At 71.7% G+C, this 21,618-nt stretch carries 22 protein-coding genes; 10 read left to right on the top strand and 12 right to left on the bottom strand.

Going from position 1 to position 21,618, the window contains the following annotated elements; all coding sequences use genetic code 11:
* Complete coding sequence (gene fabG, locus ABD466_RS04365; RefSeq protein ID WP_344655602.1) at positions 1–705, bottom strand: 3-oxoacyl-[acyl-carrier-protein] reductase; 705 nt, start codon at positions 703–705, stop codon at positions 1–3.
* A gap of 172 nt (positions 706–877) precedes the next feature.
* On the opposite strand from fabG, the gene ABD466_RS04360 reads away from it, so the two are divergent.
* The 4 genes from ABD466_RS04360 (at position 878) to ABD466_RS04345 (ending at position 5,220) form a co-directional block, all read left to right on the top strand.
* A complete protein-coding gene (locus ABD466_RS04360; protein WP_344655601.1) occupies positions 878–2,389 on the top strand; it encodes a TldD/PmbA family protein in 1,512 nt (503 codons plus the stop codon).
* Positions 2,386–3,813, top strand: a complete 1,428-nt coding sequence (locus ABD466_RS04355; RefSeq protein WP_344655600.1) for a metallopeptidase TldD-related protein — start codon at positions 2,386–2,388, stop codon at positions 3,811–3,813. Before ABD466_RS04360 ends, ABD466_RS04355 begins: the two co-directional genes overlap by 4 nt.
* Before the next feature lie 92 nt (positions 3,814–3,905).
* Positions 3,906–4,301 carry a DUF3099 domain-containing protein gene (locus ABD466_RS04350; protein ID WP_344655599.1) on the top strand — a complete coding sequence of 132 codons (396 nt, stop codon included), beginning with the start codon at positions 3,906–3,908 and terminating at the stop codon, positions 4,299–4,301.
* Between the two features lie 100 nt (positions 4,302–4,401).
* The gene (locus ABD466_RS04345; RefSeq protein WP_344655598.1) at positions 4,402–5,220 is read left to right on the top strand and encodes an isocitrate lyase/PEP mutase family protein; all 819 of its coding nucleotides are present in this window, start codon (positions 4,402–4,404) and stop codon (positions 5,218–5,220) included.
* Positions 5,221–5,223: 3 nt separating this feature from the next.
* On the opposite strand, the gene ABD466_RS04340 is transcribed toward ABD466_RS04345, so the two are convergent.
* Positions 5,224–5,460, bottom strand: coding sequence for a hypothetical protein (locus ABD466_RS04340; protein ID WP_344655597.1), 237 nt, complete (start codon positions 5,458–5,460; stop codon positions 5,224–5,226).
* Between the two features lie 205 nt (positions 5,461–5,665).
* Complete coding sequence (gene moaA, locus ABD466_RS04335) at positions 5,666–6,655, bottom strand: GTP 3',8-cyclase MoaA (protein ID WP_344655596.1); 990 nt, start codon at positions 6,653–6,655, stop codon at positions 5,666–5,668.
* A gap of 279 nt (positions 6,656–6,934) precedes the next feature.
* Here moaA and ABD466_RS04330 point away from each other — a divergent pair, with 279 nt between their 5' ends.
* Together ABD466_RS04330 and ABD466_RS04325 are read left to right on the top strand one after the other, a co-directional pair.
* Positions 6,935–7,696, top strand: a complete 762-nt coding sequence (locus tag ABD466_RS04330) for a helix-turn-helix transcriptional regulator (protein ID WP_344655595.1) — start codon at positions 6,935–6,937, stop codon at positions 7,694–7,696.
* 57 nt (positions 7,697–7,753) lie between these two features.
* Positions 7,754–9,295, top strand: a complete 1,542-nt coding sequence (locus ABD466_RS04325) for a D-alanyl-D-alanine carboxypeptidase family protein (RefSeq protein ID WP_344655594.1) — start codon at positions 7,754–7,756, stop codon at positions 9,293–9,295.
* 10 nt (positions 9,296–9,305) lie between these two features.
* On the opposite strand, the gene ABD466_RS04320 is transcribed toward ABD466_RS04325, so the two are convergent.
* The 8 genes from ABD466_RS04320 to ABD466_RS04285 all read right to left on the bottom strand — a co-directional run bounded on the left by ABD466_RS04320 (position 9,306) and on the right by ABD466_RS04285 (position 16,530).
* Positions 9,306–9,800 carry a DUF1003 domain-containing protein gene (locus ABD466_RS04320; protein ID WP_344655593.1) on the bottom strand — a complete coding sequence of 165 codons (495 nt, stop codon included), beginning with the start codon at positions 9,798–9,800 and terminating at the stop codon, positions 9,306–9,308.
* Positions 9,801–9,855: 55 nt separating this feature from the next.
* Positions 9,856–10,221: a large conductance mechanosensitive channel protein MscL gene (gene mscL, locus ABD466_RS04315; protein ID WP_425558530.1), complete on the bottom strand. Its 366-nt coding sequence runs from the start codon at positions 10,219–10,221 to the stop codon at positions 9,856–9,858.
* A gap of 174 nt (positions 10,222–10,395) precedes the next feature.
* Positions 10,396–11,511: a trypsin-like serine peptidase gene (locus ABD466_RS04310; protein WP_344655591.1), complete on the bottom strand. Its 1,116-nt coding sequence runs from the start codon at positions 11,509–11,511 to the stop codon at positions 10,396–10,398.
* A 457-nt stretch (positions 11,512–11,968) separates the two neighbouring features.
* Positions 11,969–12,130, bottom strand: a complete 162-nt coding sequence (locus tag ABD466_RS04305; RefSeq protein WP_344655590.1) for a hypothetical protein — start codon at positions 12,128–12,130, stop codon at positions 11,969–11,971.
* Positions 12,131–12,238: 108 nt separating this feature from the next.
* The gene (locus ABD466_RS04300; protein WP_344655589.1) at positions 12,239–13,501 is read right to left on the bottom strand and encodes an amidohydrolase family protein; all 1,263 of its coding nucleotides are present in this window, start codon (positions 13,499–13,501) and stop codon (positions 12,239–12,241) included.
* Positions 13,501–14,826 (bottom strand): amidohydrolase family protein, encoded by a 1,326-nt coding sequence (locus tag ABD466_RS04295; protein WP_344655588.1) that lies wholly within the window; start codon positions 14,824–14,826, stop codon positions 13,501–13,503. The genes ABD466_RS04300 and ABD466_RS04295 overlap by 1 nt, the downstream gene beginning before the upstream one ends.
* A 17-nt stretch (positions 14,827–14,843) precedes the next feature.
* Positions 14,844–15,740, bottom strand: coding sequence for an SDR family NAD(P)-dependent oxidoreductase (locus ABD466_RS04290; RefSeq protein ID WP_344655587.1), 897 nt, complete (start codon positions 15,738–15,740; stop codon positions 14,844–14,846).
* The gene (locus ABD466_RS04285) at positions 15,730–16,530 is read right to left on the bottom strand and encodes an acetoacetate decarboxylase family protein (protein ID WP_344655586.1); all 801 of its coding nucleotides are present in this window, start codon (positions 16,528–16,530) and stop codon (positions 15,730–15,732) included. The genes ABD466_RS04290 and ABD466_RS04285 overlap by 11 nt, the downstream gene beginning before the upstream one ends.
* 90 nt (positions 16,531–16,620) lie before the next feature.
* On the opposite strand from ABD466_RS04285, the gene ABD466_RS04280 reads away from it, so the two are divergent.
* The 4 genes from ABD466_RS04280 (at position 16,621) to ABD466_RS04265 (ending at position 19,431) form a co-directional block, all read left to right on the top strand.
* Complete coding sequence (locus ABD466_RS04280) at positions 16,621–17,274, top strand: TetR/AcrR family transcriptional regulator (RefSeq protein ID WP_344655585.1); 654 nt, start codon at positions 16,621–16,623, stop codon at positions 17,272–17,274.
* Between the two features lie 34 nt (positions 17,275–17,308).
* Positions 17,309–18,055 carry an SAM-dependent methyltransferase gene (locus tag ABD466_RS04275; protein ID WP_344655584.1) on the top strand — a complete coding sequence of 249 codons (747 nt, stop codon included), beginning with the start codon at positions 17,309–17,311 and terminating at the stop codon, positions 18,053–18,055.
* Positions 18,056–18,140: 85 nt separating this feature from the next.
* A complete protein-coding gene (locus ABD466_RS04270) occupies positions 18,141–19,046 on the top strand; it encodes a GNAT family N-acetyltransferase (RefSeq protein WP_344655583.1) in 906 nt (301 codons plus the stop codon).
* A 100-nt stretch (positions 19,047–19,146) separates the two neighbouring features.
* Positions 19,147–19,431, top strand: a complete 285-nt coding sequence (locus ABD466_RS04265) for a hypothetical protein (protein WP_344655582.1) — start codon at positions 19,147–19,149, stop codon at positions 19,429–19,431.
* A 31-nt stretch (positions 19,432–19,462) separates the two neighbouring features.
* On the opposite strand, the gene ABD466_RS04260 is transcribed toward ABD466_RS04265, so the two are convergent.
* The gene (locus ABD466_RS04260) at positions 19,463–21,475 is read right to left on the bottom strand and encodes an arabinofuranosyltransferase (protein ID WP_344655581.1); all 2,013 of its coding nucleotides are present in this window, start codon (positions 21,473–21,475) and stop codon (positions 19,463–19,465) included.
* Positions 21,476–21,618: the final 143 nt, after the last annotated feature.

Genomic DNA, 21,618 nt, shown 5'->3' with positions numbered 1-21,618 from the left:
TCAGTGCCCCATTCCGAGTCCGCCGTCAACCGGGATGACGGCTCCAGTGATGTACGCGGCGTCGTCCGAGGCCAGGAACCTCACGACCCCCGCGATCTCCTCGGTGGACGCGTAGCGGTTCAGCGGCACCTGCTTGAGGATCTCGGCCTTGCGGTCGTCGGTGAGCACCGCGGTCATGTCGGTCTCCACGAACCCGGGCGCCACCACGTTGCAGGTGATGCCGCGCGATCCGATCTCCCGCGCCACCGAGCGCGCGAAGCCGACCAGGCCGGCCTTGCTGGCCGCGTAGTTGGCCTGCCCGGCCGAGCCGGACAGCCCGACCACCGAGGAGATCAGGACGATGCGGCCGCGCTTGAGCCGCAGCATGCCCTTGCTGGCGCGCTTGGCCACGCGGAAGGAGCCGACCAGGTTGGTGTCGAGGACCGCCTCGAAGTCCTCGTCACTCATCCGCAGCAACAGCGTGTCGCGGGTGATGCCGGCGTTCGCCACCAGCACCTCGACCGGACCGTGCTGGGCCTCCACCTCGCCGAAGGCGCGCTCGACGTCCTCGGCCGAGGTGACGTCGCACTTCACGCCGAACAGGCCCTCGGGCACCTCGCCGGAGCGGTAGGTGATCGCGACCTTGTCGCCCTGCGCGGCGAAGGCCTTCGCGATGGCCAGGCCAATTCCCCGGTTTCCCCCCGTGACCAGTACGGACCGGCTCAATTCGACACCTCTTGTTCAGTCTCCGTGGGACGTCCACCTATGACGCCTGTGCCGACGTTATCGGGCTACCGGGCGGTAGCCGCAACCACGGTCGGCATAGATCGTCCGGCGTCGATTTTGTAGGGGTTCCACAACCAGGACGGAGCAGGGTTCTGCGGATAGGTTGGGCGGTATGACCGTAGACGAGTCCTTCACCGCGCTGCCTCTGGCCGATCTGGCCGAGGCGGCGCTCGCCCGGGCCCGGGAGCTCGGCGCCGAGCACGCCGACCTCCGCGTCGAGACCGTCCGCTCCCAGCTGATCAACCTGCGCGACGGCCACGTCGACGGCGTCGCGGACGCCTCCGACAGCGGCCTGAGCGTGCGTGTCGTGTACGACGGCACCTGGGGCTTCGCCGCCGGTGTGGCCCTCACCCCCGAGAACGCCGCGCTGCTGGCCGAACGGGCCGTCGAGGTGGCCCGGGTGTCGCAGCCGGTGAACGCCGAGCCGGTGGTGCTGGCCCCGGAGCCGGTGCACGGCGAGCGGGTCTGGGTCTCCGCCTTCGACGTCAACCCGTTCGACGTCCCCGACACCGAGAAGATCGCCCACTTCCGGGCCTGGTCCGAGCGCCTGCTGCGGCACCGGGGCGTCGCCCACGTGGACGCCGACTTCCAGGCCGTGCAGGAGTGCAAGTACTTCGCCGACCTGGCCGGCAACCGGCTGACCCAGCAGCGGGTCCGGACCGAGGGCGGGCTCACGGCGGTCACGGTGGACGAGGAGACCGGGGCCTTCGAGACCATGCGCACCACCGCGCCGCCGGTCGGCCGCGGGTGGGAGTTCTTCACCTCGAACGCCCACTTCGACTGGGACGCCGAGCTCGACGCCCTGCCCGGCCTGCTGCGGGACAAGCTGGCCGCGCCCTCGGTGGAGCCCGGCGAGTACGACCTCGTCATCCACCCCTCGAACCTGTGGCTGACCATCCACGAGTCCATCGGCCACGCCACCGAGCTGGACCGCGCGCTCGGCTACGAGGCCGCCTACGCCGGCACCTCGTTCGCCACGCTCGACAAGCTCGGCACCCTGCGGTACGGCTCCCCGGTGATGAACGTCACCGGCGACCGCGTCGTCGAGCACGGTCTGGGCACCGTCGGGTTCGACGACGAGGGCGTGCAGACCCAGCGCTGGGACATCATCAAGGACGGCGTCCTGGTCGGCTACCAGCTCGACCGGCGCATCGCGCAGCTGAAGGGCCTCAACGGCGGCCGCTCCAACGGCTGCGCCTTCGCCGACTCCGCCTCGCACGTCCCGATCCAGCGCATGGCCAACGTCTCGCTGCAGCCGGCCCCGGACGGCCCGTCCACCGACGAGCTGATCTCCCGCGTGCGCCGCGGCCTCTACATCGTCGGCCACAAGTCGTGGTCCATCGACATGCAGCGCTACAACTTCCAGTTCACCGGCCAGCGCGCCTTCCTGATCGAGGACGGCGAGATCAAGGGCCAGGTGAAGGACTTCGCCTATCAGGCCACGACCACCGACTTCTGGGGCGCCATGGAGGCCGTCGGCGGTCCGCAGACCTATGTCCTGGACGGCTCCTTCCAGTGCGGCAAGGGCCAGCCCGGGCAGGTCGCCCCGGTCAGCCACGGCGCGCCCAGCGCGCTGTTCCGCGGCATCCGCATCCTCAACACCGTCCAGGAGGCCGGCCAGTGACCGCCAGTGTGAGCCCGCAGGAATTGGTCGAGAGGGCCCTGGAGCTCTCCCGGGCGGACGGCGCGGTGGTCATCGTGGACGCCGCCACCGACGCCAACCTGCGCTGGGCCAACAACACCCTGACCACCAACGGCGTCTCGGCCGGGCAGTCGGTCACCGTGATCTCCGTGAAGAACGGCACCGTCGGCGCCGCCAAGACACAGCCCAAGGCCGGCGCCGGTGTGGTCGGCCGCTCCGGCGTCGACCTGTCCACCCTCGAGGACCTGGTGCGGGCCAGTGAGAAGGCGGCCGAGGACGCCGGCCCCGCGGACGACGCCAACGAGCTGATCCCGGGCCGCGTCTCGGCCGACTGGGACGCGGCGCCGGAGGAGACCGGCATCTCGGTGTTCGGCTCCTTCGCCCCGGCGCTCGGCGAGGCGCTGGAGGCCGCCCGCGCCGAGGGCAGCCTGCTGTTCGGCTACGCCGAGCACAGCCTGAGCACCCAGTACCTGGGCTCCTCGACCGGGCTGCGGCTGCGGCACGTGCAGCCCACCGGCTCGGTGCAGCTGAACGCCAAGTCCGGCGACCGGTCCCGCTCGGCCTGGGCCGGGGTGCCGACCGCGGACTTCGCCGACGTGGACATCGTGGCCGTCGGCCGGGACCTGGCGCGGCGCCTGGACTGGGCCAAGCGCAAGATCGACCTGCCGGCCGGCCGCTACCCCACCCTCATGCCCCCGACCGCGGTCGCCGACCTGATGATCTACGCGTTCTGGTCGGCCTCGCTGCGGGACGCCAAGGACGGCCGGTCGGTGTTCAGCAAGACCGGCGGCGGCGTGAAGTTCGGCGAGAGCGTGTCCGGCACCTCGCCGGTCAAGGTGACGATGCGGAGCGACCCGGCCGCCCCCGGCCTGGAGTGCGCGCCGTACGTCGAGGCCTACTCCTCGGACGCGTTCCAGTCGGTCTTCGACAACGGGCTCGAACTCGGACCCACCGACTGGATCCGGGACGGGGTGCTGACCTCGCTGGTGGCCACCCGGCGGACCGCCGCGGCGGCGCAGGCCCCGTTGACCCCGCCGGTGGACAACCTGATCCTGGAGGGCGCGCCCGGCGGCACCGGGCCGTCGCTGGCGGACATGGTCGCGAGCACCGACGACGGCCTGCTGCTGACCTGCCTCTGGTACATCCGCGAGGTGGACCCGCAGACGCTGCTGCTGACCGGCCTGACCCGGGACGGCGTCTACAAGGTCGAGGGCGGCGAGGTCGTCGGCGAGGTGAACAACTTCCGCTTCAACGAGTCGCCGGTGGCGCTGCTGTCCCGGATCGCCGAGGCGGGCCGGACCGAGCGCACCTACTCCCGCGAGTGGGGCGAGAACTTCAACCGGACCGCGATGCCGGCGCTGCGCGTCCCCGACTTCAACATGTCGTCGGTGAGCCAGGCGTCGTAGGGCCGGGCCTGGTCGCAGCCTTACCAGACCCCGCCGACGGGATGTCGGCGGGGTCCTGTTTTGGGCGGATGAGCGGGGCGTAGCCTGGAAGTATGCGCATCGGGCGGGACAAGGAATCCCAGCAGGAAGTGATCTACGGGATCACCGACGCACCCACGCCGCTGAGCCAGGACATCCGCTCGCGCGAGTCGAAGTACTTGATGGCGATGGGGATAAGGATCGCTGCGTTCCTGCTCATCGTGATCCTGCCGATCGCGTGGCCGTGGAAGCTCGGCCTGGCCGCACTCGCGCTGGTGCTGCCCTACATCGCCGTGGTCTACGCGAACGGCGGCCGCGAGCCGGAGCGCGGCGCGGACTCGCTGTACCGGGACCCCGCGCGGCGGGCGCTGACGCCGGGGCAGGGCGAACGCGACGGCCGGGCCGCCCCGGGCCGGGACGACGCTCCGGCGGAGCCGCTCGTCGGCCGCGTCATGGACGACGACGAGTAAGGGCCCCCGGACCCCGCTCCGCGCGCCGTCCGCCGCGCCACCGGATTCGGAACACCCCGAATCCACTGCGCACGTCGGTGGCATGTGATTCCGTCGTGCCATGACTTCTCAGCACGACTTGGCTGTCCGCTTCCGTGAGCTCCACGTCCCCGGGAACCCGCTGGCCCTGGCCAACGCCTGGGACGCCGCCAGTGCCCGCGTCGTCGCCGCCACCGGGGCCCCGGCCGTGGCCACCACCAGCGCCGGGGTGGCGTGGGGCCTCGGCGCCGCCGACGGCGACAAGCTCGACCGTGCCTCGGCGGTCGAGCTGATCCGCCGCGTCGTCGCCGCGGTCGGCACCTTCGACGTGCCGGTGACGGCTGACATCGAGAGCGGCTTCTCCGCCGATCCGGACGGCGTCGCCGACACCGTCGCCGAGGTGCTGACGGCCGGCGCCGTCGGCATCAACATCGAGGACGGGATCCGGGAGCCGGCCGACCACGCCGAGCGGATCGCCGCCGCCCGGCGGGCCGGCGAGGCCGTCGGGGTCCCGCTGTTCATCAACGCCCGCGTCGACGTCTTCCTCTTCGGCCTCGGAGCGCCCGAGACCCGGCTGACCGAGACCCTGGCCCGGGCCGAGCGCTACCTCGAGGCCGGTGCGGACGGGATCTTCGTCCCCGGCGTGGTCGCGCCGGAGACGATCGCCGCGCTGGTCAAGGACATCGCGGCGCCGGTGAACATCCTGGTGGGGCCCGGCGCGCCGTCGGTCGGCGAACTGGGGGCGCTGGGAGTGGCGCGCGTCAGCCTCGGGTCGGGCGTCGCGGAGGCCGCCTACGGTCTGGTCCGCCGGGCCGCGGAGGAGCTGGCAACGAGCGGCACTTACACCTCGCTGTCCGAGGCGATGGACTACGGCGAGCTCAACAACCTCATGAGCCGCTGAGGTTCAGGCCCCGTCGGAGGGCTCCGGCGCACCCGGCCGGAACGGTTCGACCTCGATCAGGAACCCCCGCAGATCGAGGAAGTCCGCCAGGTGCTGCCGGTGCTCCTCGCAGGCCAGCCACACTTTGCGCCGGTCCGGCGCGTGCAGCTTCGGGTTGTTCCACACGACGCTCCACGCGGCGGACCGGCGGCAGCCCTTGGCCGAGCAGATGACGGTACCGGGAGCGTCGTTCGAGGTCACGCAGCCACTGTAGAACACCGGGGGAAGGGCCGCGCCGGGGAAAGAAGACGCGGCGTCGAACGGCCACGGGGGGAGCCGCTCGACGCCGCAGGTGGCGCCCCGACGGGGGTTCAGGGCGCAGGTAAGAAGTATGACATGCGAACAGCCACCAGGGGAATGGGCCCCTTACTTTTCCCCGGTCAGCGCCGTTATGCGAGCGAGTGGTTCAGCCGCCGATCGCCGACATCGGACGGTCCGGCTGCACGAAGTCCGGCTCCCCGATCCCGGCCGCGCGCTTCTTACCGAGCATCGCGGTCCGCCAGCGCTCGGCCAGCTCGGCGTCGCCGGCGCCGGACCGCACGGCGGCGCGCAGGTCCGACTCCTCGCGGGCGAACAGGCAGGTGCGGACCTGGCCGTCGGCCGTCAGCCGCACGCGGTCGCAGGCGCCGCAGAAGGGGCGGGTGACGCTGGCGATGACGCCGACCCGGCCGGGCCCGCCGTCCACCAGCCAGGTCTCGGCCGGCGCCGCGCCGCGCACCTGCTCGCCCTCCGGAGTGAGCGTGAACTCCCGCTCCAGGGCGGCCAGGATCTCGTCGGCCGTGATCATCTCCGCGCGGTCCCAGCCATGCTGCGCGTCCAGCGGCATCTGCTCGATGAAGCGCAGCTCGTAGCCGCGCTCCAGACACCAGCGGAGCAGGTGCGGCGCCTCGGCGTCGTTGATCCCGCGCATCAGGACGCTGTTCACCTTCACCGGCGTCAGCCCCGCCCCGGCCGCCGCGGCGAGGCCGTCGACGACGTCCGCGAACCGGTCGCGCCGGGTCAGCTTCCGGAACACGGCGTCGTCGAGGGTGTCCAGCGAGACGTTCACCCGGTCCAGGCCGGCGGCCTTGAGGCCGGGGGCCAGCCGGGCCAGGCCGATGCCGTTGGTGGTCAGCGAGATCCGCGGCCGGGGCTCCAGCGCCGCGACCCGGGCGACCAGGTCGACCACCCCGGGCCGCACCAGCGGCTCACCGCCGGTGAAGCGCACCTCGTCCACCCCGAGCCGCTCCACCGCGACGCCGACCAGGCGCACGATCTCGTCGTCGGTCAGCAGCTCGGCCTTGGGCAGCCACGGCAGCCCCTCGGCCGGCATGCAGTAGGTGCAGCGCAGGTTGCAGCGGTCGGTCAGGGACACCCGCAGATCCGTCGCCGTTCTGCCGAACGTGTCGACCAGCATGCGTGCCCCTCTTTCGCCGTGCGGGCGGAATCCGCCTGTCCTGTGACTCCAGCTTCTCAGAAGGGACTGTTTGTTCCCGCCGGGCGTCTGCTCCTCGAACCGCACAGCCGCCGTTGACCGGCCGATCGGTGGGGATTCCCAAGGGCGTTCCCGGCGGCGGCACGGCTCGCTAGGCTGTGGATGTCCACCAACCGGCGCCGTTCCGTCACTCACCGCCACCCCACCGCTTGACGCCGACACCGCAGCCCCCGCTCGAGTCGCGATCGCAGGTGATAAGCAATGCCGTCCCCGGCAGACGTGAAGTCCCGTCCCCGGCCCGCGTCCGCGCGCATCCCCACGCCCGGCGAAGTCGGCTTACGCCGGATCCTGGCGGTGGCGGACGTGCTCCTCGGCGGGATGGAGGAGGACGAACTGGTGGAACACCTGCTGCCGGTACTCAGACGCGCGGTGCCCGCGGACAGCGTGCTCTGGCTGGCCGGCGACCGGCAGCACCCGAAGGTGTGGCACGCGGAGCCGGCCGGGGCGGTCACCGCCGAACAGGCCGCCGCCCTGGACGCGCACCACGCCACCGATCCGCTGCTGGCCCACGCCTGGACCGGCTCCGGAGCCGCGGTCCGCCGCTCGGACCTGCACACCGATCCCGAGTTCCGCCGGCTGCCGACCTACGACACGGTGTTCGCGCCGCTGAAGGCACGCCGGCAGCTGGTGGTCGGCGTCCACCCGGACGAGCAGCGGCGGGTCGCCGTGGTCTTCAACCGCACCGCACCGGACTTCGCGCACCACGACGTCGCGGTCGCCGAGGCCCTGCGCCCGCGGATCGGCCGGGCGCTGGCCCGGTTCGGGAGCCCGAGCCCGCGCCGGGAGAAGGTGTCGCCGCGCGAGGCCGACGTGCTGGACCTGCTGTGCCGCGGGCTGACGGACCGCCAGATAGCCACCCGGCTGGGCATCAGCCCCCGGACGGTCGACAAGCACTTGGAGCACGCGTACGTGAAACTCGGCGTGCGGTGCCGCGTCCAGGCCGCGACCCGCTGGCAATCGTGATCCAACCGAGACTTCGGGAAGGGCAACCGCACAGGGCCGCCGCACGTCTTCTCGGGCATGGAAGTGCGCGATCAGGGCTCGGAGCCCGAGCAGGGCCCCGGGCCCGAGGCCGGCTCGGAGGACGAGCTCGGCTCGACCGTGGTGCTGGGGCCGAAGACGGGGACCGAGCCGGAGTCCGAAGCGGAATCCGAGCCGGAGTCCGCGCCGGAGTCCGAGGCGGACCCGGAGCCCGAGTCGGCGTCGGCGTCGGCAGACCCGGAGCCCGAGTCTGCGTCTGCGTCTGCGTCAGAGGACGAGCTCGGCGCGACCGTGGTGCTGAGCTCGAACGCCGAGCCGAACGCGGCGTCGGAGTCCGAGGCGGGGTCCGAGGCGGAATCCGAGTCAGCCTCGGCGTCCGAATCGGCCTCTGCGTCTGCGTCTGCATCTGCGCCGGAAGACGAGCTCGGCGCGACTGTCGTGCTGAGCCCGAAGGCCGAGCCGGAGACCGCGTCTCCGTCCGAGCCGGAGTCGGATCCGGATGCCGAGGACGACCTCGGCTTGACCGTCGTGCTGACCTCGAAGGCCGGTCCGGAGGCTGCCGAGCCGGAGCCGGAGCAGCGCCGGGAACCGGAGCCGCGCACGCGGCCGGTCGTCGAGGAGATCGGCGAGGAGATCGGCGAGGACATCGGGCGGGCCGCGGCGCTGGCGGTCGCGGAAGCCGAGCGCGACGATGACCGCGAGGCCGAGTACTCGACCGTCCCCCTCGTCCGGCCGTCCTCTCCCCAGTTCGCCGGCGGACGCGCCCCGTACGCCGACTACGCCGACCACGGTGACCACGGCGACACCCCGGCCCCGTCCCGTGGCGCCCGCCGCTGGCTGGTGACGGCCGGCGTCGTCGTGTCCGCGCTGGTCCTGGCCGGCACCGCCACGGCCATCGCCACCCGCGACTCGCACCGCTCCGGCTACACCACCGAGAACGCCGCCGCCGCGCGCACCGCCGACAGCCCCACGCTGCCGGATTCGCTCCAGACCACGGGAGCCGCCGACGGCACCGCCACGAGCGGCGACTCCTCGTCGCAGAGCTCGTCCACCTCGTCGTCGTCGAGCTCGTCGTCGCCGACAAAGCCCTCGACGACGACGTCGCCCTCCCCCACCAAGTCCTCCACCCCCGCGAACCCGGCCGGCACCGACGAAGAGGGCGGCGACTGCGAGAACACCTCGCACTCCACGCAGCAGGACGAGGCCATGAAGTTCAGCGGCATGACCAAGGGCACCCAGCGGGCCTTCCTGGCCGCCCAGACCGCCGCCAAGGCCGAGAACCTGTCGTTCGTCCTGAACTCCGGCTACCGGTCCGCGGCCTATCAGGAGCGCGTCTTCGAGTGCTGGGTCAAGCAGCTCGGTTCACCCCAGGCGGCCCGCCAGTACGCGCTGCCGCCCAGCGAGTCCGCCCACGTGAAGGGCTACGCCATGGACATCGCCCCGCCGGCGGCCGCCGCCTGGCTGGAGTCGACGAAGGGCGAGTTCGGACTCTGCCGGCGGTACGCCGACGAGACGTGGCACTTCGAGTACCAGGCGACCTACAAGACCAACGGCTGCCCGAAGCTGCTGCCGCACCCGTGACGCGGCGGCCTCACTCCGCCTTCGGCAACCGCGCCAGCAGCTCGGCCAGCTGCCGGCTCTGCTCACCGTGCTGCGCGCGCAGCTCGCTGAACTCGCGCGTCAGCACCTCGAGCATCTCCCGGGACTGGCTGTCGGCCTCGTAATCGTGCTGCGCCAGCTCACTGGCCACCTGGTCGGAACGCTTGGCCGCGATGAGCAATATGGCCCCCTGCAACGCGGCGACGCAGGACAGGACCAGGTTCAGCAGGATGAACGGATACGCGTCGAAGGTGTGCCCCGTCGAGCGCTCCAGCACAGCGTTGACCGTCATCCACGTCGCCAGGAAGCCCAACGAGACGAACACGAACATCCACGAGCCCATGCCGTTGCGCATGGAGTCCGCCGCCCGCTCGCCCCGGGTGAGCTGCGTACCGGTGCGAACACCAGGGTGCCGCCGCCAGCCGGCGGGGTTGATGTGCTGCACGGCGGACTTCACGGACGACTTGAGTTGAGCTTCTGCGGTCATGGTACGGAGTGTCGCAGACGGCGGGCAGCGGCCTGGGCACCGCTTCCCGTTCCCCCTAACCGACCGCCCTCTGCGCCAAGATGTCCCTGATCTCGGCCAGCAGTTCCTTCTCCGTCTCCTCCGGCTCCTGAGGAATCGCCACGCCGCGCGCCCGCCGCCGCTCGTTGACGTGGTTGATCGGGGCCACGATGAAGAAGTAGACGGCCGCGCCGACGCAGAGGAAGTTGATGATGGCGGTGATGAGGTCGCCGTAGCGGATCTCCGACTTGTTCAGGGTCCAGATCAGGTTGCTGTAGTCCTGCTTGCCGAAGATGGCCGTGATCAGAGGCATGATGACGTCTTTGACCAGGGCGTTGACGACGGCGCCGAACGCGGTGCCGATGACCACGGCGACCGCGAGGTCGACCACGTTGCCGCGCATCAAGAACTTCTTGAAACCGGAGAGCAAAGCCGTGAACCTTCCGGGAGGGGGCGGGCGCACCGTCCTTCGAGGCGCCTCCTTGTCGGACGCTAGTCGGCCCCGGCCCCGCGGTCGGTGTCCTCGGCGCGTGTCGGTCCTGATCTCACCCGACTGGGTCGAGGGTGGCCGAACGGCTCACCGCGCCGACGCGTTCTGGTACAACGCCTGGATCGCCCCGCCGAAGTAGGAGCTGTAGGAGACGTCGGGGGTGCTCCCGCCCTGCTGGTAGCCCCCTATCACGCCGACGACGGTGCCCTTCTCACCGCTGGCGTCCACGTCCGTCAGGAACGGCGCGCCCGACGTCCCGTCCGGATACCCGCGGCAGTCCCACTCGGTCTGCGTCGCGCTGTACTTCACCGCCGGCGCCACGCACGTGATCGGGGTGCCCGAGCCCTGCGGGTAGGCGGGCACCGTGACCGGCATCCCGAAGCCGCGGTCGAACGCGATCTGGTTGGCGCCGGTGACCGACTCCAGCGACGCGCCCGACCCCGACGGCGCCACCTGCAGGAACGCCACGTCCTGGTCCTGGTCGTTGGTGCTCCGCCAGGCGTCGGAGACCACGATCTTCGTCACGTTCCAGCTGCCGTACGGGGTCTTGCCGTCGTGGTAGCCGGGCGCGAAGGCGATGTTCTGCTTCGGTCCGTCGCTGTAGACGCAGTGCCCGGCGGTGATGACCAGGTTGCCGGCCGGGCTGTGCACGACCGACGCGCTGCAGAAGTGGCTGTCGACCCCCGAGTCGGTCCGGTACAGCACCCCGACCGCCGGCGTACCACCGAAGGGCTTGCCGACGGGCGAGCCGGTCTGGTGGGGCGGGGAGTCGACCGTCGAGCCGGGGTTCGCGGCCCCGGTCGCACCGGCGGGGTCGTTCGCCGCGGCGCTCTCGGCCGACGGTTCCGGCGAGGCACTGTCCGGGGCCGTCGTGCTGGTGGCCGCGGCGGACGCCGAAGACGAGGCCGGGGACTGCGCGGCCGCGGCGGTCGTCGCCGCCAACGCGGTGAAGACCGACGTGTCACTCGCCGGGCCACCGGCGGAGGCCGGCGCCTGACCGGCCTCGGCCGCTCCGTCCGCGGCCAGGGCGCGCGCCGAGGAATGCCCCGTGCTCAGCGCCATTCCGAGCATCCCGGCGATGACCAGCAGGCCCGCCACGCCGGCGGCCAGAGCCGCCCGCCGCGCCCGGGCCCGCTTCCGGTCCCGGATGCGCTGCCGCCGACGCGCCACCCGCGACCGTCCGCCGCCGCCGGGGTTCACCATCGGTGCCACTCTCCGTTCGCCGTTCCGCTCGGCGGCCCGAGTCGGGAACCGCCAACCCTACAGAAGTCCAGATCAACACGGACTCCGCCGGTTGCCGAGTACCGGAACCGGTGATTCCAGGGAAACCCGCTCACCTGAGGCCGTCCTGAAGGGTGGGCCGATCAGGGGCGGGAGTACTGGAACCGATGGCCCTCCCATACCCACCCACACGACCCCACCCTGAAAAGTTGGGCCAAATGGCGGCCGAAGCACCGCAGCCGTGGCTGGACCGAACGTGGCGGGGGCCCGCCGACCGGCGGGGGTCGGCGGGCCGCGTACCTGGGGTCGGCGGGCGGTTCCCGGCTGTGCCGGGTTCCCGGACGCTTCTGAGCGCTCCCGGGATCTCGGTGGTCCCGGACCGCACGCCTCCCTGTCGGCGGGCTCGGCGGGGAGCCCGCCGACAGAGCTCGGGCCGGACTCAGCCGAGCGAGCCGGCGGCCGCCGGTGCCGGTGCCGGCTTCGCGGCGTCGGAGCTGGTGCCGCTGACGACGTCCTGCACGCCGGTGAGGTGCGGGCCGTGCGGGCCGTGCGGGACGCGCGGCAGCGTGGACAGGCGGGTGGCTCGGGTGCGGGCGCTCATACGACTCCTCGTTCTCAGGCGGAGACCCAGAGAATCAGAACACTGAGCACAACATCCGAAAGCCGGCCCGTGCGCAATAGCACCGGGCCGGCTTAGGGAAAGCATGTATCACCAGACGCGGATCAAGGGATCGGCCACGAAGGTCGGCGACGTCGCGTCGGCTGGCACCTCCTTCAGCGGCTCATCGATCTCGGCCACCGTCGGCCCCACCTTCGCCGCGATCACGTCGAGCGCCGAAAGGTCGAAGCCGTAGACGCGGGCCGCGTTCTTGCCGAGGATCGCCTCGATCTCCTCGTGCGGCAGCCCCGCGAACGCGTTGCGCAGCGCCTCCCGCGAGTACGGGAACGTCCCTTCGTCGTGCGGGTAGTCGCTGCCCCACATCAGCTTCTCCAGGCCGATGGCGTGCCGCAGCGGCACCTCCGACGGCCGCATGAACGAGGCACCGAGATAGAAGTTCTGCTTCCAGTACTCGCTGGGCGCCTTGCCGACGGCCTCGGCGACGCCGGCGCCGAAGCGGCTCTCGGCGGTGACCGCGCCGGCGTCCGCCATCGCCGCGCTCATCCGCCGGACCAGGGCCCGGTGGTAGTAGTCGAGCATGTCCAGGACGCCCGGCACCCAGCCGGAGCCCTGCTCGGTGAGCACGAACTTCAGCCCCGGGTGCCGCTTGAACGCGCCGCCGTAGATCAGGTGCCACAGCGCGCGGTGCGCGAACCAGGTGATCTCCACCATGAACACCGCGCGCCCGGCGGGCTCCTGGCCGATTTCCGGCGAGGCCGAACCGGCGTGGTGGTTGATCGGCATGTCGAGCTCTTCGCACACCGCCCACAGCGGCTCGTAGGTGTCCGAGTACAGCTGCGGGACCGACGTGCCCGGCGGCGTCCCGGGCAGCAGCACGCCCCCGAACAGGCCGTGCTCCCGGGCCCAGCGCACCTCCGCGACCGCGTGGTCCATGTCGCCGAGCAGCACCTGGCAGGTGCCGGCGCGCCGGCCCGGGGCCTGGGAGCAGAAGTCGGCCATCCAGCGGTTGTGCGCCCGCAGCCCGGCCCACCGCAGTTCGTACTCGGCGGCGGTGGGCTGCTGCGCGCCGAGCGACATGCTCGGGTAGAACGGCGGGATGGTGTTGGGGAACAGCACCTCGGCCACGATGCCGTCGCGTTCCAGGTCGGCCAGGCGGCGGGCGGAGTCCCAGTTGCGGGTGGCGTCGCCGTGCAGCAGGTCCTCGTAGGGGTTCACGTAGGTGGCGGCCCACGCGTCGAACTCGTCGTGGTACTTCGCCTCCAGATACGGCCGGTAGTCCAGCAGGTCCGCACCGGCGTGCCCGTCGGCGGAGATGACGGTGTACCTCGATCCGGCATCGGCCTGCTCCGCCATCACGACACCTCCGATCCGACGCCCTCGGTCCGGTAGCCGCCGAGCGCGGCGCCGTGGCCGATGACCGGGAAGTCGTGGCCGGTGAGCCAGTGCCGGCCGACCTCGCGCGCGGCGGCCCAGCCGGCGGCCTCGTCCCCGGTCTGGCCCAGGTCGCCGGGCCGCAGGTTGATGCGCTCGGCGACCGGCTGGAGCGCGGCGACGTCGAACCCGTACACCTCGGCGGCGGCCAGGCCGATCATCCGCCGGGTCTCGTCGACCGGCATGTCGTGGAACGTGGTCCTGAGCCACTTCCGGGTGTTCGGCCAGGTGCCCTCCGGGTGCGGGAAGTCGTTGCCCCACAGCATGTTGTCGACGCCGATCTCGTAGCGGTGCGCGAGCTCGCGCCGTTTGGTGTTGGAGGCGCCGATGAAGCAGTTGCGGTCGAAGTACTCGCTCGGCGGCCGCTTGACCTCCTCGAACGGCGTCAGCTTCGCGGCCGCGTGGGCGCCGAGGAACAGCCGGTCCATGAACCACAGCAGGTTGGGGACCCACCAGCAGCCGGCCTCGGTGACCCCGAACTTCAGGCCGGGGAAGCGCTCGAAGACGCCGGACCAGATCAGGAACCAGATCGGGCGGGCCGGCCACCAGGTGACCTCGGAGACGTAGATACCGAGGTGGTCGCCGTACTCGTCGCGCGGCGCGACGCCGGAGTGCGTGGCCACCGGCATCTGGAGCTCCTCGCAGACCGCCCAGACCGGGTCGTACCTCCGGTCGTGGTACGGCGCCTTGTCCTCCCACATCGCCGGGATCATCACGGCGCCCAGGCCGGACTCCTTGGCCCGCCGGATCTCCGCGACCGCCGCGTCCACGTCCCCGGTGATCGGCACCAGCGCGACCCCGCGCCGCCGCTCCGGCGACTGCGCGCACAGCTCGGCCAGCCAGCGGTTGTGCGCCCGGGCGCCGACCAGCGCCAGCTCCTGGTCCAGGCCGCCGGAGAAGGTCAGGCCGACGCCGAACGGCGCGGCCGTGGTGGACTCCACGGCGTCGGCGTCCGGGAAGATCACCTCGGCGGTGACCCCGTCGGCGTCGAGCTCCTTGTCGCGCTGCGCCGAGTCCCAGCCGCCGCGCAGCCCTTCCTCATGCTCCTCGAACCAGTGCCGGGCGAACTCGGGGTTGCGCACGCCGAGCTTGGTCGCGGCCTCGACGCGCGCGGCCTGCTCGGCGAGGAAGTCGTCGAAGGCGGGGTGGTACTTGCTCTCGATGTAGGTGCGGTACTCCTCAGTGGGGAGCCCGGCGTGGCAGTCGGAGGAGATGATGAGATACGGGCTGTTGTCGGGCTCTGGCATGAGACTTTCGACTCCCCTCAGTCAAGAATGAACTTCTCCAGGTACTCGGGGTTGGCGCGCTCCAGCATCGAGTGAGAGCGGCGGCGGATCATGTCGTCCGAGCTGCCACCCTTCGGCAGGATCCAGAAGCTGCCGGTGCGGATGCCTTCCAGGGCGTGGGCGGCGACCTCCTCGGGCTCGGTCATCTTCGCTTCCAGGCCGGCGGCCTTCATCGCCTGCTCCCAGCCCTCCAGGGTCGGGTAGGGCGTCTGCCGCGGGCGGGTCTTCGCGTAGCGGTCGGGGCGGTTGCGGTACGACTCCCACAGACCGGTCCTGACCATGTGCGGACCGGGGAACAGCACCGAGGCGCCGATCTTGGCGTCGGCCTGCTTCAGCTGCGCGTACAGCGCCTCCGTCATCGTCACGATGGCGGACTTGGTGACCGCGTACACGCTGGCCGTGGGCAGCGGGGCGATGCCGCCGTCCGGGGAGCTGGTGTTGACCACGTGCCCGGGCGTGTCCTGGGCCAGCATGCGCGGGACGAAGGCCTGGATCCCGTGGAACACACCCCAGATGTTCACCGCGAAGGCCCACTGCCAGTCGGTGCGCTCGTGCTGCCACATCGGGCCCTCGGCGCCGGAGCCGACGCCGGCGTTGTTGCAGAGCACGTCGACGCTCGGGAAGGTCGCGAAGGCCCGGTCGGCGAGCGCCGCCACGGAGTCGGGCAGCGAGACGTCGGTGACGTGGCCGATCGCCCCGGCGCCCGGGGCGGCGTGCTCGGCCACGGCCTCGACGGCGGCGTCGAGCGCCGGTTCCTCGACGTCGGCCAGCACCACGTTCATGCCCTCGGACGCGAACAGCTTCGCCATCGCCAGCCCGATGCCGCCGGCCGCGCCGGTCACGACCGCGGTCCTGCCGGGCAGGTCAGTGAGCATCGGGATCCTCCACCGAGTCGTGGACCTGTGCGGGGTCGTCGTAGCGCTGGTGGACGTAGGGCAGGATCGCCTGTGGATCCAGGCGGGCCACGACCTCGCCGCGCTGGTCCGAGGTCTTCTCGCCGAACGTGATCTCGACCAGGCGGCGCACCGGCAGGTCGGCGATCGGGTCGAGGGCGGACTCGCGGAGCACCACCTCGCCGTCGACGGCGTACAGCACGCGGGTTTTCTCGGTGCGCAGGCAGCGCACCAGCAGCGGGTCTGCGTCGAAGCCGTGGCCGTCCACGGCGGGCAGGAACTTCAGGTACCAGTCGGTCTTCACATAGGGCGCGGGCGTCGGGAGTTCGTCGCCGATCCGCCCGCGGATCTCGGCGAAGGTGACGCCGTGCCGGGTGACCTTGGCGGTGACGGCGTCACCGCCGCGCTCGACGGTGACCTCGGCCAGCTTCTTCGGTTCGCCGAAGACCTCGCGGCCGCCGATCAGCGAGCGCTCCGTGGTCATCGGCATCACCAGGCTGTACCAGCCCTCTTCGTCGCCGTGGGCGCAGGCGACGGAGATCGCGGCGGCGCCCAGCGGCGTGCCGAAGATGTCGACATGGTTGATCGTGGCCCGGACGTGGGGCTTCGCGCCGGGCTTCAGCGGCGGCGGGAGGACCTGGGCCAGGGCGTCGGGGTCGGTCTCCCAGACGGCGTGCACGCCGGTGGACCACAGGTCGGGCAGCTTCGCGGCGGATTCCCGGGCCTGCGCGACCGCTTCGAGGTCGCGGGGGCCGTAGCGGACCTTGGGCATATCTGACTCCTCGTCATAAGCCTTCTGTAACACTGTTACACCCGCGAGCGCGAAGGGTAAAGGGCCGCTGTCGGCGAGAGGATGGACCCCGTGACCCAGGAAACTGCGAAGCCGGTGCGGGCGCCCCGGCGCGCCCCCGCCGTGTCCCGTCAGGCCGTGCTCGACGCCGCCACCCGCCTGATCGAGGAGCAGGGCGTGGCCGGGCTGTCGATGCGCAAGCTGGCCGCCCGGCTCGGCGTGGCCGTCACCTCGATCTACTGGCACGTCGGCAACCGCGAGGCGCTCGTCGACGAGCTCGTGCAGGAGATGGTGCACGGCCTGGACACCCTGGCGGCGACCGGAAGCGACCCGGTGGCGCGGGTCCTGTCGCTGGCCACCGGGCTGCGCCGGGTGCTCCGCGAGCACCCGCACCTCATCGGGCTGGTCAACGAGCGCGGGATGACGCCGGCGATGTTCCTGCCCTCCCAGCGTGCGCTGGCCTCCGAGGTCGCGTCCGCCGGGCTGGCCGGCCCGCGGGCCGCCGACGCGGTGCGGGCGGTGCAGTACCACGTGATCGGGTTCGTCCTGGTCGAACGGCACACCGACCGCTCGCCGGAGCAGCGTCCGTCGGCCGAGGAGCTGTGGCTGGCCGAGCCGGCGGCGGACGCGGCGCTGGCCGGGGCCCTCGCCACGCCGGTGGACGCCGACCGGCTGTTCGCGGTGTCGACCGAGGCCCTGGTGCGGGCCCTGCTCACGAAGCAATAGCCTGCGACGCGCTCGCGGCCTACGCTGGTTCGCCATGGACCTGGACGACATATTCGGCTCGATGTCCCGCATGGTGTTCCACTCGCCGATGACCGAGGAACGGGGCGACCGCATCGCCGCCGACCTGGCCTCGATCAAGCCCTCGACGGTCACCGACTACGCCTGCGGCTGGGGCGAGTTGATGCTCCGGGTCCTCGCCCTGGCCCCGGAGGCCCGCGGGGTCGGCGTCGACCTGTCCGCGCGGGACCTGGCCCGCGGGCGCGCCAACGCGGCCGCGCGCGGCCTGGCCGAGCGGGTGGAGTTCGTCGACGACCACGCGGGCAACCACCTGCGCCCCGCGGACGTGGTGATCAACTGCGGCGCGTGGCAGGTGTTCGGCCGGACCGTGGCCGAGAGCCTGGCGACGCTGCGACCGCTGGTGAACCCGGGCGGCCGGCTGTTCTTCGGCGTCGAGCACTGGGAGACGGTGCCGCCGCCGGAGCGGCTGGCCCACATGTGGGAGGGTGTCACCGCCGACCGCTGCGAACTGCTGCCGGACATCGTCGACCACGCGGTCGCGGCCGGCTTCCGTCCGCTGCGGATCGAGTCCTCGACCCGCTCGGAGTGGGACGACTACGAGTCGCTGGAGAGCGCCGACGCCGAGGAATGGCTGCTGGCGAACCCGGACCACCCGGACGCCGCCGAGGTGCGCGCCCGGCTGGAGCGCAAGCGGGAGATCTGGCTGCGGGGCCACCGCGACTACTTCGGCTTCACCATGCTCACCCTGGGCGTTCCCAAGTAGCGCGCCACCAGGACGCCGCCCCTCGCCCTCAGGGCATTACCGGTTTCGAGCTGACGTGAGGGCCTCGATCGCATAACGTTCTGCCGTGTCCTCACCGCACCACGACTACCCGAAGGGCCCTCGCGTGTCGCTGCGCGAGTTCCGCCCCGATGACCTCCTGGCCTGGCAGCGCATAGCCGGTGACCCCCGGGTCGCCGCTCACACCCCGTGGCCCGCGCTGGCCACGCCGGACACCGCCGGCGCCTGGCTGGCCGAGACCGCGCGCATGGCCCAGGCCCAGCCCCGCCGCAGCTTCTACCTGGCCGTCGAACAGTACGGGGACCTGATCGGGACCGCCACGCTGGACATCCTCAGCTTCCCGCACCGCCAGGGCGAGATCGGCGTCTACCTGCGCCCCGACCGCTGGGCCGAGGGCCTGGGCACCGAGACCACCCGGCTGCTGCTGGAGCTCGCCTTCAGCCGCCTGGAACTGCACCGCGTCCAGGCCACCTTCGACCCGCGCAACCTGGCGGGCCTGCGCGTGGCCGAGCACGTGAAGATGCGCCCCGAGGGCGTCCTCCTGGACCGGTATCTGATCGCCGGCCAGTGGCAGGACCGCGCCATGTACGCGATCACCCTGCCGGAGTGGCGCGGCCTGGGCCGCCAGCCGAACGTCGTGTTCGAGGGCGTCGCCGAGGAGCCGCTGATCGGCAGCCCGCGCGCCGAGGAGCCGCACCTTGCGGAGCCGCGCCCGGAGGAACCCCGCCTGGAGGAGCCGCCGGCCGCGGCCGAGCCCCCGATCGACGAGCCGGCGACCGCGCCCGCCCAGGAGGAGCCGCTCGTCGGCGACACCCTCAGCTCCGAGGAACTGTTCGGCGAAGGGCTGTTCCGTGACCTGGCGCCGGACGACGTACCGTCGGCGGACCGGGACGGCGCCGAGCCGCAGGTCCTGACAGCGCAGATCGTGACGCGGCAGATCGAGGTCGTGGAGATCCTGCCCCGGGACCTGTAGCGGCGGCCGCCGCCCCAGATGGCGCAACGGCCGACTAGCCGAAGATCACACCGGGTAGGGCGTCGCCGGGGGCACCCTACGAGAGCAGGAGATCCTTCCGATGGCGGTCTGCGAAGTCTGCGGCAACGACTACTACATGTCCTTCGACGTCATCGCCGCAGGTGTCAAGCACACGTTCGACTCGTTCGAATGCGCGATCCACCGTATGGCGCCGACCTGCGAGCACTGCCGGTGCCGGATCGTCGGGCACGGCGTCGAGTGCGACGGGAAGTTCTACTGCTGCGCGCACTGCGCGTCCGCGTCCGGAGCCGACGGGATCGTGGACCATGTGGACCACTCGCCGCATCCGGGGCACCAGGATCTGATCGGCGCCCCCGGGGCCTGAGAGGGCCCGGGCCCCGGCGGCACCGGGGTCCTCAGCGGCGCGCGACGATCACCGTCGAGCCCGTGGTCCAGCGCACGAAGGCCGGGGACTCGAACGCCTTCGGGCTGAACACCACGTCGTGGCCGCTGTGCTCGGGCGAGTTCAGGTGGTGGTCCTCCTCGATCCACGAGTGCCACCCGTCGGGCTTGCTCTCGAACACGAACACCGTCGGCGGCGTGAACCGGCTCGTGTCGAGCTCCTTCAGGAGCTCCTCCGGGGTCTTCGCGGCGGACCAGCGGGTGATCTCGGCGTTGCGGCCGTCGTAGTCCGCCAGCGGGTTGCTGTACTGCGGGATCGGGGCCTGGAAGTTCCAGTACGGATACGCCGCGATCAGGTTCAGCGGAGGGTTCAGGATCACGGTGTCCCGAGGCGCGCGGCCGGTCGCGTTCCGGATCTCCCGGTCGTAGTCCTCGGCGGTGTGGGGATCCCTGGTGGTGCCGTCCGCGGCGGTCCCGGACGGGACGGGCTGCGAGTAGGCCTTGCCGACCAGGCTGCTCACGTCGCTCTGGCCGGTCTGCACGACGGACACCCCCGCGACGACCACGACGCCCGCCGCCAGGACGGGGTGCGCCCGCTCGACCAGCTCCGCGTGGTGCCGCCGCACCCAGCCGGCCGTGTCGATGACGCCGAGGACCCCGGCGCAGTACAGCGTCGGGTACAGCACCACGTTGGCGCTGACGGACAGCAGCGTCGTGTTCTTGAACACGGCCAGGACCGAGAGCACGTGCCAGGCGACGGCGCCGGCCGCCAGCGCGGCCAGCCCGGCGGCGACCTGGTCACGGCGGGCGGCGACGACCAGCCACACCACGCCCCCGAGGAAGAACGCACCCTCGAAGGTCGGCGCGAACATCGGCAGCGAGAACTGCGCCGAGGTCTCCGGCAGGAAGTCCTGCGCCGGGTTGGGCGGCATACCGGCCGCCAGCGCCTTGCCCAGGTAGGCGGCCCAGACCGGAATCATGAAGGCGGCGGCGACGGCACCGATCGCGGCGAGCCGCGCGATCACGGTGCCCCGGGGCAGAGCACGGACCCCGGTATCGGGGAGGCCGCTCCGGCGGGGCAGCAGGGCGACGACACCGTAGCCGACCGCCACGAGCACCAGCACGCCGCCGATGAGGGCGTAGACGTCGCCGGCGACCCCGATGAAGGCGCCGACACCGGCCAGGGCCCATCGGCGTCGCGCGGCGTCAGCATTCCGCGGGCTGCGCAGTACGCGACCCATCAAGACGACGATCGGCGGCGCGAGCGCGTAGACCGCCCAGGCGTAGGGCTCCCACATCGGCGTGACCGAGGCTGCGCCGGCCACAGCGGTGACCGTCGCCAGGGCCAAGGCGGTCTTACGGGTGAGGAGCATGCTCCACAGACTGAACGCCAGCGCCGGGACAACGGCCATCGTCAGGATCGCGAAGTCCTTGTAGGCCGTCCACCCGGGAAGACCGCTGAACGAGGCGAAGCGCCCGCCGGTCCAGAACCAGCCGACGGAGTAGAACGACGGCAGGCCCCGATAGGTCATGTCGACAGGCGTGGCTGACGCAGTCATGTGCGTGAAGTAGGGGATGCGGAACATGTTGTCGCCGAACAAACCGCCGAGATACCAACGCGTCCCGTGCAGGGGGATCGACAGGACACTCGTCGACACGGTCGCCAACCCGCTCCACACGGCCACGGACTTCCAGCCGCTCCATACCGGACCGGTCCGCGCGGCGAGGGCGACCAGACCGGCCAGGACCGCGGCGACGATGAGGAGGGTGACTTCGAGCTTGGCGAAAGAGGGCTCCGGCAGCGGTAGCCGGACCGAGATCCACTGGACGATCAGGCTCACCACGGCTGCGAGCGCGAGTGCCGAGGCCAGTTCCCTCGTGCGGCGGAGCGCGGATCGTCCTGCGGAGTACGTGGCGCGTGTGCTGTCCCCGGTGGGGACGCCATCGCCGGCGGCATCGCGGTCGCCATCGTCATCGTCGAGGGCTGCTATGTCATCAAACTCGTCGACACGTTGCGTCGCCGCCATGTGCCCTCCCCGTACTCGATCATCAACCCCCCCATCGGAATACATACGCGCCGAGGGTTAGAAAGGTTGCATCAAGTCGGAGACCGACTTCGTCAGTCCTGGCAAGCGTCTCCGCGATGTCGGCGAAGAAGACGCTCGGCATC

Source organism: Catenulispora subtropica (assembly GCF_039531675.1).
Classification (GTDB): Bacteria; Actinomycetota; Actinomycetes; order Streptomycetales; family Catenulisporaceae; genus Catenulispora; species Catenulispora subtropica.
The sequence above is the reverse complement of the archived record's forward strand: the minus strand, read 5'-3'. Positions and strand labels throughout refer to the sequence as shown.

Excerpts from the sequence above, each read along its gene's own strand:
- ABD466_RS04360 (WP_344655601.1), top strand. The coding sequence starts at position 878 with ATGACCGTAGACGAGTCCTTCACCGCGCTGCCTCTGGCCGATCTGGCC.
- ABD466_RS04350 (WP_344655599.1), top strand. The coding sequence starts at position 3,906 with ATGCGCATCGGGCGGGACAAGGAATCCCAGCAGGAAGTGATCTACGGG.
- ABD466_RS04345 (WP_344655598.1), top strand. The coding sequence starts at position 4,402 with ATGACTTCTCAGCACGACTTGGCTGTCCGCTTCCGTGAGCTCCACGTC.
- moaA (WP_344655596.1), bottom strand. The coding sequence starts at position 6,655 with ATGCTGGTCGACACGTTCGGCAGAACGGCGACGGATCTGCGGGTGTCC.
- ABD466_RS04330 (WP_344655595.1), top strand. The coding sequence starts at position 6,935 with ATGCCGTCCCCGGCAGACGTGAAGTCCCGTCCCCGGCCCGCGTCCGCG.
- ABD466_RS04325 (WP_344655594.1), top strand. The coding sequence starts at position 7,754 with ATGGAAGTGCGCGATCAGGGCTCGGAGCCCGAGCAGGGCCCCGGGCCC.
- ABD466_RS04320 (WP_344655593.1), bottom strand. The coding sequence starts at position 9,800 with ATGACCGCAGAAGCTCAACTCAAGTCGTCCGTGAAGTCCGCCGTGCAG.
- mscL (WP_425558530.1), bottom strand. The coding sequence starts at position 10,221 with ATGCGCGGCAACGTGGTCGACCTCGCGGTCGCCGTGGTCATCGGCACC.
- ABD466_RS04310 (WP_344655591.1), bottom strand. The coding sequence starts at position 11,511 with ATGGTGAACCCCGGCGGCGGCGGACGGTCGCGGGTGGCGCGTCGGCGG.
- ABD466_RS04305 (WP_344655590.1), bottom strand. The coding sequence starts at position 12,130 with ATGAGCGCCCGCACCCGAGCCACCCGCCTGTCCACGCTGCCGCGCGTC.
- ABD466_RS04300 (WP_344655589.1), bottom strand. The coding sequence starts at position 13,501 with ATGGCGGAGCAGGCCGATGCCGGATCGAGGTACACCGTCATCTCCGCC.
- ABD466_RS04295 (WP_344655588.1), bottom strand. The coding sequence starts at position 14,826 with ATGCCAGAGCCCGACAACAGCCCGTATCTCATCATCTCCTCCGACTGC.
- ABD466_RS04290 (WP_344655587.1), bottom strand. The coding sequence starts at position 15,740 with ATGCTCACTGACCTGCCCGGCAGGACCGCGGTCGTGACCGGCGCGGCC.
- ABD466_RS04285 (WP_344655586.1), bottom strand. The coding sequence starts at position 16,530 with ATGCCCAAGGTCCGCTACGGCCCCCGCGACCTCGAAGCGGTCGCGCAG.
- ABD466_RS04275 (WP_344655584.1), top strand. The coding sequence starts at position 17,309 with ATGGACCTGGACGACATATTCGGCTCGATGTCCCGCATGGTGTTCCAC.
- ABD466_RS04265 (WP_344655582.1), top strand. The coding sequence starts at position 19,147 with ATGGCGGTCTGCGAAGTCTGCGGCAACGACTACTACATGTCCTTCGAC.
- ABD466_RS04260 (WP_344655581.1), bottom strand. The coding sequence starts at position 21,475 with ATGGCGGCGACGCAACGTGTCGACGAGTTTGATGACATAGCAGCCCTC.